Origin of the sequence: Streptomyces sp. NPDC007929, from assembly GCF_042959065.1 — a bacterium.
GTDB lineage: Bacteria > Actinomycetota > Actinomycetes > Streptomycetales > Streptomycetaceae > Streptomyces.
This window is the reverse complement of sequence record NZ_JBIBKD010000006.1, coordinates 276,152-288,340: the sequence shown is the minus strand read 5'-3', so window position 1 is coordinate 288,340 and position 12,189 is coordinate 276,152. Positions and strand designations below refer to the sequence as shown.

Annotated in this window: 12 protein-coding genes; 4 read left to right on the top strand and 8 right to left on the bottom strand. The window is 72.3% G+C overall.

Features of this window, described 5'->3' with window-relative positions; translation table 11 throughout:
• Positions 1–59 precede the first annotated feature (59 nt).
• Positions 60–476: a hypothetical protein gene (locus tag ACFZDE_RS22090; RefSeq protein ID WP_391201976.1), complete on the top strand. Its 417-nt coding sequence runs from the start codon at positions 60–62 to the stop codon at positions 474–476.
• On the top strand, positions 473–844 hold the full coding sequence (locus tag ACFZDE_RS22085) for a hypothetical protein (protein ID WP_391201973.1): 372 nt from the start codon (positions 473–475) through the stop codon (positions 842–844). Before ACFZDE_RS22090 ends, ACFZDE_RS22085 begins: the two co-directional genes overlap by 4 nt.
• Positions 845–857: 13 nt before the next feature.
• Here ACFZDE_RS22085 and ACFZDE_RS22080 read toward each other — a convergent pair whose 3' ends face one another.
• Positions 858–2,159, bottom strand: coding sequence for an MFS transporter (locus ACFZDE_RS22080; RefSeq protein WP_391201971.1), 1,302 nt, complete (start codon positions 2,157–2,159; stop codon positions 858–860).
• Positions 2,160–2,243: 84 nt separating this feature from the next.
• On the opposite strand from ACFZDE_RS22080, the gene ACFZDE_RS22075 reads away from it, so the two are divergent.
• Positions 2,244–3,266, top strand: coding sequence for a helix-turn-helix domain-containing protein (locus ACFZDE_RS22075; protein ID WP_391201968.1), 1,023 nt, complete (start codon positions 2,244–2,246; stop codon positions 3,264–3,266).
• Here ACFZDE_RS22075 and ACFZDE_RS22070 read toward each other — a convergent pair.
• From ACFZDE_RS22070 to ACFZDE_RS22060, 3 genes are all read right to left on the bottom strand, one after another.
• Positions 3,256–4,305, bottom strand: a complete 1,050-nt coding sequence (locus ACFZDE_RS22070) for an alcohol dehydrogenase catalytic domain-containing protein (RefSeq protein ID WP_391201965.1) — start codon at positions 4,303–4,305, stop codon at positions 3,256–3,258. The genes ACFZDE_RS22075 and ACFZDE_RS22070 overlap by 11 nt on opposite strands.
• The gene (locus ACFZDE_RS22065; protein ID WP_391201962.1) at positions 4,305–5,453 is read right to left on the bottom strand and encodes an acyl-CoA dehydrogenase family protein; all 1,149 of its coding nucleotides are present in this window, start codon (positions 5,451–5,453) and stop codon (positions 4,305–4,307) included. Before ACFZDE_RS22065 ends, ACFZDE_RS22070 begins: the two co-directional genes overlap by 1 nt.
• 114 nt (positions 5,454–5,567) lie before the next feature.
• Positions 5,568–6,485 carry an SDR family oxidoreductase gene (locus ACFZDE_RS22060; RefSeq protein WP_391201959.1) on the bottom strand — a complete coding sequence of 306 codons (918 nt, stop codon included), beginning with the start codon at positions 6,483–6,485 and terminating at the stop codon, positions 5,568–5,570.
• Between the two features lie 104 nt (positions 6,486–6,589).
• Between ACFZDE_RS22060 and ACFZDE_RS22055 the strand changes: the two genes are divergently transcribed.
• Entirely contained in the window at positions 6,590–7,516 is a 927-nt protein-coding gene (locus ACFZDE_RS22055) for a cyclase family protein (RefSeq protein ID WP_391201956.1), read from the top strand.
• A 363-nt stretch (positions 7,517–7,879) separates the two neighbouring features.
• On the opposite strand, the gene ACFZDE_RS22050 is transcribed toward ACFZDE_RS22055, so the two are convergent.
• The 4 genes from ACFZDE_RS22050 to ACFZDE_RS22035 all read right to left on the bottom strand — a co-directional run bounded on the left by ACFZDE_RS22050 (position 7,880) and on the right by ACFZDE_RS22035 (position 12,114).
• A complete protein-coding gene (locus tag ACFZDE_RS22050) occupies positions 7,880–8,359 on the bottom strand; it encodes an ATP-binding protein (RefSeq protein ID WP_391202583.1) in 480 nt (159 codons plus the stop codon).
• 443 nt (positions 8,360–8,802) lie between these two features.
• Positions 8,803–9,768 (bottom strand): acyl-CoA dehydrogenase family protein, encoded by a 966-nt coding sequence (locus tag ACFZDE_RS22045; protein ID WP_391201953.1) that lies wholly within the window; start codon positions 9,766–9,768, stop codon positions 8,803–8,805.
• A gap of 6 nt (positions 9,769–9,774) precedes the next feature.
• Positions 9,775–10,908: an acyl-CoA dehydrogenase family protein gene (locus ACFZDE_RS22040; protein ID WP_391201951.1), complete on the bottom strand. Its 1,134-nt coding sequence runs from the start codon at positions 10,906–10,908 to the stop codon at positions 9,775–9,777.
• Between the two features lie 9 nt (positions 10,909–10,917).
• On the bottom strand, positions 10,918–12,114 hold the full coding sequence (locus ACFZDE_RS22035) for an amidohydrolase family protein (RefSeq protein ID WP_391201948.1): 1,197 nt from the start codon (positions 12,112–12,114) through the stop codon (positions 10,918–10,920).
• Positions 12,115–12,189: the final 75 nt, after the last annotated feature.

Below are 12,189 nucleotides of genomic sequence, written 5' to 3'. Positions count from 1 at the left end.
TGGCAGCACTGTCTGCCCCCCACCGTGCCCGGGCCCGACTCGAATGGCGGCAGCACGACGTGGCCATGCTCCCGCTCGGCACCATCTTCTCCGCCGTACGGATCCCCGGCCGCCTTGTGTTCGCCCTGGCGGAAAGCACCGAGACTTCAGAACTCGACGAGTTCATGCGCCACGCCCTCGACGGCGGCCCCGTCATCTGCGATCCACGCTACTTGCGGTATTACGCCCTGGTACCCGCGAGCATGCCGAGAACCTGGCATCAGGCCGTCGACGACTGGAAGCCCCTGGACGTGGAATGCCTCGGCCACGGCAGCTACCTCGGAGTTCCCAGGGCCGACGCCGTGGAATGCACCCCCGCTCGGGCCACTTACTGGTCAGTGCCGATCGAGTCGGCCGCGACCCTGTGCAGGCCATTGAAAGTCGCCCGGCTGATCGCCGCCGGCCGTCACTGCCTGCCCACGGAGTGGGAAGAGTGAGTGACACGGCGCGGATCCGACAGCGGTGCGAGGACGTGCTGTGGGATCCGACCCCGCAGGGGGACGAGTTGTCACTCCTGGTCGAGGAGTTGGAGACGTACGTCGGGATGCTCGCTCCGAAGTTGGAGCATCTGGTGCCGCGTATGCGCGAGGGCATGCAAGACACGGCGCGCATCGTGCTGAGGCACTCGCGCGAAGTCCTCGACGACACCGGTGCGACGACGGCTGAGCTCGGGACACGGCTGTACAACGCCGGAGTGAACGCGCGCGCACTACTCGGCCTCCTTGAGCGACCGGGCGAAGTCGATCCGTCTTCGGGTCCGAGCCGTCGCCGCCCTTGGGGCACGGTGGCCCGCCCGGAAGAATGACAGCGGGTTCCTCTCAAACCGTCGCCACCTCGCCCCCCGCCCTCCGCCGGATCACCAGCGCCATCAGGGCCGCCGCCGCGCACAGGGCGCCGGAGGCGTACCAGACGACGTCGTAGGAGCCGAAGGTGTCGCGGGCGGCGCCGCCGAGGAAGGCGACGAGGGCCGCGCCGACCTGGTGGGAGGCGAGGACCCAGCCGAAGACGATCGCGCTGTCCTCGCCGTACTGCTCGCGGCACAGGGCGAGGGTGGGTGGGACGGTGGCGACCCAGTCGAGGCCGTAGAAGACGATGAAGAAGATCATCGGGGGGTGGACCGCGGGGCCGAGCAGGAGCGGCAGGAACATCAGGGAGACGCCGCGCAGCGCGTAGTACACGGCCAGCAGGCGACGCGGCTCGAAGCGGTCGGTGAACCAGCCGGAGGCGATCGTGCCGACGACGTCGAAGACGCCGATGACGGCGAGGAGCGACGCGGCGGCCTGGACGGGCATGTGGTGGTCGTGGGCCGCGGGGATGAAGTGGGTCTGGATCAGACCGTTCGTGGAGGCGCCGCAGATCGCGAAGGTGCCGGCGAGCAGCCAGAACGGGCCGGTGCGCACGGCGGACAGCAGCACGCTCACGGCCCGGCGGGCGGCGCCGGGGACGGGCGGCGGCTTCGGCACGAACTCGGCGGCCCCGTACGGCTTCTGGCCCACGTCGGCCGGGTGGTCGTGCAGCAGGAGCCACACGAACGGGACGACCGCGAGCGCGGCGAGCGCGACCGTCACGGCCGCCGGGCGCCAGTCGTACCGGTCGATGATCCAGGACAGCAGGGGCAGGAAGATCAGCTGGCCGGAGGCCGACGCGGCGGTGAGGATGCCGCTGACCAGGCCGCGCCGTGCGGTGAACCAGCGGTTGGTGACGGTCGCGGCGAAGGCCAGCGCCATGGAGCCGGAGCCGAGCCCGACCAGCAGGCCCCAGCACAGCATCAGCTGCCAGGCCGCGGTCATCCACACGGTGAGCCAGGAGCCGGCCGCGATCACGGTCAGGGCGACCGCGACGACCCGGCGGATGCCGAAGCGGTCCATCAGGGCCGCCGCGAACGGGGCCGTCAGCCCGTACAGCGCCAGGTTCACCGAGACCGCGGCACCGATCGTGCCGCGCGACCAGTCGAACTCGGCGTGCAGGGGATCGATGAGCAGGCCCGGCACGGACCGGAAGGCGGCGGCGCCGATGATCGTCACGAAGGTCACGGCGGCGACGAACCAGGCACGGTGCACCCGCACACGGGTCGGCTTCGGCGGCCGCCGGACGGCCGCTGCTTCGGTTGTCTGGGTCACGACATAGAGCTTCCGATCCGCGGCGCTCACCATCGAGTGGCCCGAGGGACAGCATTCGTTAGGATCGGGCCATAGGATCGGGGCATGAGCCGTGAGCCGGAGTTCCGCCCGCACCGGGTCGTCGTCCTCGCCCTCGACGGGTTGCTCCCCTTCGAGCTGGGCATCCCGCACCGCATCTTCGGCCGCCCCCGGGACGCCGAGGGGCGCCTGCTGTACGACGTCGTCACCTGCTCGATCCGCCCGCCGGGTCCGGTGCGGACCGACGCCGACTTCGCCGTCCAGGTCGAGCACGGCCCCGAGACCCTGGCCACCGCCGACACGGTGATCGTCCCGGCGTCGTACGAACTCGGCCCGGTCTTCGAACAGGGCGTGCTCACCGCCGAACTGGCCGCCGCCCTGGCCCACATCCGCCCGGGCACCCGGCTCGCCTCCATCTGCACCGGCGTCTACGTCCTCGCCGCCGCCGGTCTCCTCGACGGCCGTCCCGCCACCACGCACTGGGCCGACGCCGACCGCCTCCAGCGGCTGTTCCCCCGGATCGAGGTCGACCCGGACGTCCTGTTCATCGACGACGGCGACATCCTGACCTCCGCCGGGGTCGCGGCCGGCATCGACCTGTGCCTGCACATGGTGCGCCGCGACCACGGCACGGCGATCGCCAACGACGTGGCCCGCCGCACGGTCGTGCCGCCGCACCGCGACGGCGGTCAGGCGCAGTACATCCACCGGCCGGTGCCCGACCCGCAGCAGGCGACGACGACCTCGGCCCGCGCCTGGGCCCTGGGCCGCCTGCACGAGCCGATCCAGCTGCGCGACCTGGCCGCCCAGGAGTCCATGTCGGTGCGCACCTTCACCCGCCGCTTCCGCGAGGAGACCGGCGTCAGCCCCGGCCAGTGGCTCACCCAGCAGCGCGTGGAGCGGGCCCGTCACCTCCTGGAGTCCACCGACCGCTCCGTCGACCGGGTGGCCCGGGACGCGGGCTTCGGCACGGCCCAGTCGATGCGTCAGCACCTCCAGTCGGCCCTCGGGGTCACCCCCACCGCCTACCGGCGCACCTTCCGGGCGGAGAACCGGGAGAACGACACCGCCGACGGCGTCAGAACGTGAGCACCGCCCGCGCCACCCGGCCCGCCTCCGCGTCCGCCGCCGCCTCCTCGAACGCCTCGACCGGGTAGGTCCGGGTCACCAGTTCGTCGAGGAGGAGGCGGCCCTGGCCGTACAGGGCGGCGTACAGGGCGATGTCCCGCTGGGGGCGGGAGGAGCCGTAGCGGCAGCCCAGGATGGACTTGTCCAGGTACATCGAGGAGACACGGAAGGACGCCTCGGCCGCGGCGGGCGGCACCCCGAGCAGGATCGCCTGCCCGTGCCGGTCCAGGGCGTCGACGGCCTGCCGGATCAGCTCCACGCGGCCGACGCACTCGAAGGCGTGGTCCACGCCCGTGGGCAGCAGCTCGCGCACGCCCTCGGTGGACGTCAGGAAGTCGGTCGCGCCGAACCGCCTCGCCGCGTCCTCCTTCGCCGGGTTGGCGTCGACGGCCACGATCCGCCCGGCGCCCGCGAGCCGCGCCCCCTGGAGCACGTTCAGGCCGATGCCGCCCGCCCCGATGACCAGGACGCTGTCGCCGCGGTCCACCCGCGCCCGGTTCAGTACGGCGCCCACCCCGGTCAGCACCCCGCATCCGATGAGCGCCGCCGAGGTCATCGGGATGCCGTCGGGGATGCGGACCGCCTGGACGGCCTTGACGACCGTGCGCTCCGCGAACGCCGAGTTGGACGCGAACTGGTGCACCGGAGAGCCCTCGTGGCCGAACGGCCGGCCCGGGCGTCCGATGGCCTGCCGGCACATGGTCGGCCGGCCCCGGTCGCACTCCGCGCACGTGCCGCAGTTCGCCAGGGTGGACAGGGCCACATGGTCACCGGGCGCGACATGGGTGACGCCCCCACCCACCGCCTCCACGACCCCGGCCCCCTCGTGGCCCAGCACCACGGGAACGGGGAAGGGGATGGTCCCGTCCACCACCGACAGATCGCTGTGACACAGCCCGGCCGCCGAGATGGCCACCCGCACCTCGCCCGGGCCGGGCTCGCGCACCTCCAGGTCCGTCACGACCCTGACCCGCTTCCCGTCGAAGATCACGCCTCGCATCACACGGCCCCCTTGGGCTCCCTGGGCAGTCCGAGCACGCGCTCGGCGATGATCGTGCGCTGGATCTGATCCGAGCCGCCGTAGATGGTGTCGGCCCGGGAGAAGAGGAACAGGTGCTGGGCGGCGTCCAGTTCGTACGGCGCCGCGGCCGACCAGTCGGCCGGTCCCACGGTCGCCGCCGCGCCCCGCACCAGCACCGCCAGCTCCCCGAGCCGCTGGTGCCAGCCGGCCCACAGCAGCTTGGCCACGCTCGGGGCACCCGCGTCACCGGAGGCCCCCAGCGTGCGCAGGGCGTTCCAGCGCATCGTCCGCAGCTCGGCCCACTGCCGCACGAGCCGCTCCCGTACGACGGGGTCCCGGGCCGCGCCCGACTCCACGGCCGCCCGCACCACCGCGGCCAGTTCCTCGGCGAAGCCGATCTGCTGGGCCAGCGTGGACACGCCCCGTTCGAAGCCGAGCAGGCTCATGGCGACGCGCCAGCCGTCGCCCTCGCCGCCGACGACGTGCCCGGCGCGCGCGCCGTCGAAGAAGACCTCGTTGAAGTCGCTGGTGCCGGTCAGCTGGCGGATGGGGCGGACCTCGATGCGGCCGGGCTGGTCCATGGGGACGAGCAGGAAGGTCAGCCCGTGGTGGCGCACCGAGCCGGGCTCGGTCCTGGCCAGCACGAAACACCAGTCCGCCTGGTGGGCGAGCGACGTCCAGATCTTCTGCCCGCTCACGCGGTACGTACGGCCGTCCGGTTCGCGCACGGCCGCGGTGCGGATGCCCGCCAGGTCCGATCCGGCGCCGGGTTCGCTGTAGCCCTGGCACCAGAGTTCCTCGCCGGCGGCGATCGGGGGCAGGAACCGTGACTTCTGCTCGTCGGTGCCGTGGGTGAGGAGCGTGGGGGCGAGCAGGTTCTCCCCGATGTGCCCGGAGCGTGGCGGGGCGGCCGACCGTGCGTACTCCTCGGCCCAGGCGACCTGTTGCGTGAGGGTGGCGGAGCGATTGCCGTACCCGGAGGCGCCCCACCCGATCCCGATCCACCCGGCGGCGCCGAGGGCGCGCTCCCAAGTGCGGCGGTCCTCAACGCCGCTGACGTGCGAGGCCAGCCAGGCACGAGCTTCGCTGCGGAACGCGTCGTCCTCCGGCCCGAAGTCGAAGTCCATCAGGGTGCTCCTCTCGATGCCGCAGGGGCAGATTCCCCAGGGGCGCGGGGAACTGCGCGACAAGCCACAACGCACCCGCACCCGTACCCGCCAACAGGGCCCAAGGCCCCCGAGCTACTGGGCGTTGGGACGCTCCCCCCGCCCCGCCGCCCGCTCCATCTCCCGCACCCGCTCCAGCAGCGGCATCGGATCCACCCCCACGGACCCCGGCAGTGACTCCGCGATGCCCTCCACCGTCCATCCGCCGCCGGAGGCATACACCGCACGGGCCTCCCTGGGCTGCGCCCACACCGCGATCTTCGCCCCGGCGACCGTGTAGACCTGCCCCGTGATCCCCTCCCGGGACGCCGCGTCGGACAGCAGGTACACCACCAGGGGGGCGACGTCCTCGGGCTCCCCGATCTCCGCGAGTGCCACCGGCACCCCCGCCGACATCCGGGTCCGCGCCACCGGCGCCACCGCGTTCGCGCTCACCCCGTACTTGTGCAGCCCGAGCGCCGCGCTCCGCACCAGCGAGATGATCCCGCCCTTCGCCGCGCTGTAGTTGGCCTGCGACACCGATCCCTGGTGATTCCCGCTGGTGAAGCCGATCAGCGTCCCCGCCCGCTGCTCGCGCATCACCACCGAGGCCGCCCGGAACACCGTGAACGTGCCCTTCAGATGGGTCGCGACGACCGCGTCCCACTCCTCCTCGGTCATGTTGAACAGCATCCGCTCACGCAGGATCCCGGCCACGCAGACGACCCCGTCCAGCCGCCCGTAGGCGTCCAGCGCCACGTCCACGACCCGCTGCCCGCCCGCCATCGTGGAGATGTCGTCGGCGACGGCCACCGCCTCCCCGCCCGCCGCCACGATCTCCTTGACCACACCCTCGGCGATCTCGCTCGTCGGTGAGGCGCCGTCGACGGCGACGCCGTAGTCGTTGACCACGACCCTCGCCCCCTCGGCCGCCGCCGCGAGCGCGACCGCCCGGCCGATGCCCCGCCCGGCCCCCGTGATCGCGACGACCTTGCCTGCCAAGAAGTTCCCCACGCCCGGCCCCTTCCCGTCCCACGGTTTCTGACGGACCGTTAGATTCTCGATTCCCGAATTCTACGGCCCGTCAGATACGGGAAGACAAGCCCCGGGGAGGACTCATGTCGCTGCCGGACGCGTTCCACGACATCGCCAAGCGCGTGAACAACTGGGGGCGTTGGGGGCCGGACGACGAGATCGGCACCCTGAACCTGATCACCGACGAGGTCGTCCGGCAGGCCGCGGCCACCGTCCGCACCGGCCGCCGCGTCCCCCTGGCCCTGCCGCTCCAGCAGGACGGCGTGCAGACCGGCTTGATCCCCGGCCGCGTGAACCCCCTGCACGCCATGGTGCAGATCAACCAGGAACTCTTCGGCCCGGGCACGATCGCGTGCAGCGACGACATCGTGACCATGGGACTCCAGGCGGCCACCCACTGGGACGCCCTGCCCCATGTCTCGCACTCGGGCCGGCTCTACAACGGCCGCCCCTCACACACCGTGACCGCACACGGCGGCGCCGCGTTCAGCGGTATCGACACGGTCCGTCACCTCGTCTCGCGCGGAGTGCTGCTGGACGTCCCCCGGGCCCGCGGCACGGACCGGCTCGACGGTGAGTACGCCGTCACGCCCGAGGACCTGGACGCCGCCGAGGAACTGGCCGGCACCCGGGTGCGGGCCGGTGACATCGTGCTCGTACGGACCGGGCAGATCCAGGCCTGTCTGGCCGGGGACCGGCACGGCTACGCCTATCCGTCGCCGGGCCTGTCCATCCGCACGCCGGAGTGGTTCCACGCCCGCGATGTGGCGGCGGTCGCCAACGACACCCTGACCTTCGAGGTGTTCCCGCCGGAAGTGGAGGACCTCTGGCTGCCCGTGCACGCCCTCCACCTCGTGGAGATGGGCATGCCACAGGGGCAGAACTGGAATCTCGAGAAGTTGTCCACAGCCTGTGGAGAATCCGGCCGGTACGCGTTCCTGCTGACCGCGACCCCCGAGCCGTTCACCGGGGCGACCGGCTCTCCGGTGGCGCCCGTCGCCGTCCTGTAGACCGGGCCGGGCGGCCACCCGCTGAAGCTGGATGGCGGCGCCGCGCCGCTCGCCCCGAGCACACCGGCGCGCGCCGCCACCCGACTTCGGCGCTCCCGCCCCGACTCCCTGGCCCATGCAGGGAGCCGACGCCGAATCACGACTCACACTCGCCGAGGGCTGCCGTCCACCGAAGCCCTCGCCGTCCCCTCACGGCGAATCGCTGACCCCAAGCGTGAGCAACCGGTCACGACGGGTCAACTGCCGATCGGCGATATGCCCCTCATGCGGCTTTTGCCGTAGGCGCGCACGGAAGCACGTCCCGGCGCATCGCCGCATCCCCCGAGGGAAGCCGCCGACCCGCCGTGCATCCGTGCGGCGGCGCTACACCGCCTCGTACGCCAGCCCCTCGTAGGCCGCCCCGCCGCCATAGGCCGCCGCGGTGCCCCCGCACGACGCCGTGAGGTCGCGGGACTTCGCGCACCGGTCCAGCTCGCACCAGATGCGCTTGCCGGTGGCCTCGACGCTCCAGCCCCAGCGGTCGGCGAGCCCGTCGACGAGTGCCAGCCCCCGGCCGCCGGTCGCCTCGTCACCGGCGCACCGGGGCACGGGGGCCCGGCCGCTGCGGTCCGCGACCTCGAGACGGACCGTGGCCTCCTCCGTCACCACGTGCGGCAGCGACAGCCGCAGGATTGCGGGACGGCCGGTGTGGACCACGGCGTTGGTGACCAGCTCGGAGACGAGCAGGACCAGCGTCTCGGCGAGGGGCTCGTCGGCCTGTATGCCGGACCCGGCCAGGCGGGAGCGGGCCCACCGCCGGGCACGCCCCACTTCTGCGGGGTCGGGCCGGATCTCCAGCTGCACTTGAAGCACCTGCACCGCTCACACCATCCGAACCGGCGGACACTTAGGCTCGCGCCTCACGAGGGCCACGATCGTAGCCATTTTCTGCATGGCCAGAACAACGGCCGGGACAAGGATCACGGAACGTGAATCCCTTGTGGGACAGCATGGTTGACGTACAGTCACGTCAACAAGCGCTTCGGGCATATTCCAGCGCGAAGGAGTACCCGTGCGGCATACTGTGCGACGCTCGCCGCGGGCAGTCGAACAGGCGGCGCCACGGGGTCGCACTGCGCTCGGAGCCACTCGCATTCGACACAAGGTACCGGAGCGGGCAATCGACTCCAGGCCGTAACGAGTCACACTGAGGACACAAGCCGATATCAACGCTCCGTGATTCCGGTATGCCACGATCCGCGACATCTCCCGGAGCACGTACGGCGATAGCGCAGCCAGACGGCCGGTCAGGCCGTTTCGGGCGCGAGTGCCGCCGCGAGAGTCTCCTCACTCTCCGTGACTCCACCCGCACGCTGGGTTCGAACCCATGCGCGTTTCAGATGCAGATGGACCTCGGACTCCCAGGTGAAGCCCATGCCGCCGTGCACCTGGAGACAGTCGCGGGCGCCACGCACGGCGGCCTCGTCGGCGAGGGTCCGGGCCGCCGCGATGTCGGCCGGGTCGGCGGTGACGGCGGCCGCGTAGACCGCCGCGCGGGCCGTCTCCGCCCGGACCAGGATCCCCGCGCACAGGTGCGCCACCGCCTGGAAGGCCCCGACGGGGCGTCCGAACTGTTCGCGTGCCCGGGCGTGTTGCGCCGCGAGCGCGCAGACGCGCCCGGCCGTGCCGAGTTGCTCGGCGGCGGTGAGCAGGACGGCGACGGGGTCGGGGGCAGGATCGGGGGCGGCCTGCCCGGCGGGCACCCGGTGCAGGGGCGTCAGCGGGTCGGCCGAACGCAGCGGCACGGCCCCGGTGGTGTCGCCGCGTACGACGTCCGCCTCGTCCAGCCACTCCACGAGCCCGCCGTCCACGGCCGCCACCACGGTCTCCCCGGTGGCCGCGCCCGGCACGGCACCGGCCGCGAGGTGGGTGGCGACCAGCGGCCCGGGCAGCAGCGCCCGCCCCGCCTCCTCGAACAGCAACACCGCCTCCGGCAACCCGAGTCCGACCCCGCCGTCCGCCTCCGGCACCCGCAGCGAGAAGAACCCGAGGTCTCCGAGGAACCGCCACAACTCCCGGTCGAGCCGAGGCGCCCGGACCGCGCAACGGCCCCCCGCTGCACCCTCGTCCCCCGCGGCGGAGCCCCCGCCCACACGCTCCGTGACCGCGCCCTCCAGCACCGTACGCAGGGCGGCCGTGTCGAAGCGGCGGGTCAGGGCCTCGCGCAGCCCGTCCCGCAGCGCGCGTTGGTCGTCCGTCAGGCGGAACCGCATGGTGGCTCACCGTCCCTTCGGCAGCCCGAGGGCGCGCTCGGCGATGATGCTGTGCTGGATCTGCGAGGTGCCGGCCGCGATGGTGTACGACAGGGAGCTCAGGCGTTCGAGGGCCCAGGGCCGGTCCAGGTCGAGGCAGTCGGGGCCCAGGACCTGCGCGGCGGCGTCGTAGAGCTCCTGGCGGGCGTGTGAGTAGCGGAGCTTGAAGACCGAACCGCCGGTGCCCGGTACCCCGCCCGACGCCTCCGCCGCGCTGACGTTCCACTGCGTGAGCCGCCACAGCGCCCGGAACTCGGCGTCGAGTCTGCCCAGCCGGCGCCGGAGGGCCGGGTCGTCCCACCGGCCGTTCTCACGGGCCTCGACGGCCAGTTCGCCCAGCACCCGTCGGCAGGCGACGACCTCACCGGCGAAGGCCGTACCGCGCTCGAAGGACAGCGTCACCATGGTGACGCGCCAGCCGTCGTTCTCGTCCCCGACCCGGTTCGCCACCGGCACCCGCACCTCGTCGAGGAAGACCTCGGCGAACTCGGCCGACCCGGCGAGCGTGCGCAGCGGCCGTACGGTGATGCCGGGCGCGTCCATGGGCAGGGCGAGCCAGGTGATGCCCTGGTGTTTGGGCGCCCCGGGGTCGGTGCGGACCAGCAGTTCGCACCAGTCGGCGACTTCCGCGTGGGAGGTCCAGATCTTGGAGCCGGTCACCACGTAGGTGTCGCCGTCGCGCCACGCGCGCGTGCGCAGCGCCGCGAGGTCGGATCCGGCGCCGGGTTCGCTGAAGCCCTGGCACCAGACCTCCTCCCCGCGCAGGATCGGCGGCAGCCAGCGCGCCCGCTGCTCCGCCGTGCCCTCGGCGGCGATGGTCGGCCCAGCGTGCAGCAGGCCCACGAAGTTGGCCCCCACGTAGGGCGCGCCCGCCCGCTCGGTCTCTTCCAGGAAGATCAGCCGCAGGGTCGGGGAGGCGTCCCAGTGGACGTCGGCGTATCCGGCGTCGTGCAACCGGCGCTGCCAGCCGAGGTCGTAGGCCCGCCGTCCCGGCCAGTCGTCGGGGGACGGCTTGGGCGGGAGGGCGGGGAGGACCGAGGAGAGCCAGTCGCGCAGACGGGCCCGGAAGTCCTCCTCCTCGGGCGTGTACGACAGGTCCATCGGCGCGCCTCAGCGGTCCAGGTCGAGGTCGAGCATCCGGATGGCGTTGCCCCGCATCAGCTTGTACACCGTCTCGTCGTCGAGGCCCCGGACGTGGTCGAGGGCGACCTCCTTGGTGTGCGGGAAGGTCGAGTCGACGTGCGGGTAGTCGGTCTCGAAGGTGGCGTTGTCCCGGCCGACCACGTCCAGCGACGCCACGCCGTGCTTGTCGCGGAAGAAGCAGCAGTACATCTGCCGGTAGTAGTACGTCGACGGCGGCTCGGGGATCGTCCCGCGCACCCCGCCCCAGGCGCGGTGCTCCTCCCACACGTCGTCGGCGCGCTCCAGGGCGTACGGGACCCAGCCCATCTGGCCCTCGGAGTAGGCGAGTTTGAGACGCGGGAAGCGCACCAGGACGCCGCTGAAGAGGAAGTCCATCATCGAGGCCATGGCGTTGTTGAAGCTGAGGGAGGCCTGCACGGCGGGCGGGGCGTCCGGGGAGGCGGCGGGCATCTGGGAGCTGCTGCCGATGTGCATGTTGACGACGGTGCCGGTCTCCTGGCAGACCGCGAAGAACGGGTCCCAGTAGCCGGAGTGGATGGACGGCAGCCCGAGGTGGGTGGGGATCTCGGAGAAGGTCACGGCCTTCACCCCGCGCGCGGCGTTGCGGCGGATCTCCTCGACGGCCAGGCCGACGTCCCAGAGCGGGATCAGGCACAGCGGGATGAGCCGCCCCCCGCTGTCGCCGCACCACTCCTCGACCATCCAGTCGTTGTAGGCGCGTACGCAGGCGAGGGCGACCTCCTTGTCGTGCGCCTCGGCGAAGGTCTGGCCGCAGAAGCGGGGGAAGGACGGGAAGCACAGGGAGGCCTCGACGTGGTTGAGGTCCATGTCCTTCAGGCGTTCCTTGGGGTCCCAGCAGCCGGGCCGCATCTCCTCGCGGGTGATGCCCTCAAGGGTCATCTGGTCGCGGTCGAAGCCGACGGCGGCGATGTTGCGCTTGTACGGGAACTTCAGGTCCTCGTAGATCCACCAGTCGGTGGGCTGGCCGTCGGGGTCCATGGTGATGCGGTACTTGCCGCCGGTGTAGGCGAGTTCTCCGATCCCGGCGGTCAGCGCCCTGGGGCCGCGCTCGCGGTACTTGGCCGGCAGCCAGGTGTCGAAGAGGTGGGCGGGCTCGATCACGTGGTCGTCGACGCTGATGATGCGGGGCAGTTCGGTCGCCATGGGTCCCCTCCGCCGGACGGTACTTATCTGATGCAGCGTCAGATAGCATCCCACCTGACGACCCGTCAGCCAAGC

Excerpts from the sequence above, each read along its gene's own strand:
- ACFZDE_RS22075 (WP_391201968.1), top strand. The coding sequence starts at position 2,244 with ATGAGCCGTGAGCCGGAGTTCCGCCCGCACCGGGTCGTCGTCCTCGCC.
- ACFZDE_RS22070 (WP_391201965.1), bottom strand. The coding sequence starts at position 4,305 with ATGCGAGGCGTGATCTTCGACGGGAAGCGGGTCAGGGTCGTGACGGAC.
- ACFZDE_RS22065 (WP_391201962.1), bottom strand. The coding sequence starts at position 5,453 with ATGGACTTCGACTTCGGGCCGGAGGACGACGCGTTCCGCAGCGAAGCT.
- ACFZDE_RS22055 (WP_391201956.1), top strand. The coding sequence starts at position 6,590 with ATGTCGCTGCCGGACGCGTTCCACGACATCGCCAAGCGCGTGAACAAC.
- ACFZDE_RS22045 (WP_391201953.1), bottom strand. The coding sequence starts at position 9,768 with ATGCGGTTCCGCCTGACGGACGACCAACGCGCGCTGCGGGACGGGCTG.
- ACFZDE_RS22040 (WP_391201951.1), bottom strand. The coding sequence starts at position 10,908 with ATGGACCTGTCGTACACGCCCGAGGAGGAGGACTTCCGGGCCCGTCTG.
- ACFZDE_RS22035 (WP_391201948.1), bottom strand. The coding sequence starts at position 12,114 with ATGGCGACCGAACTGCCCCGCATCATCAGCGTCGACGACCACGTGATC.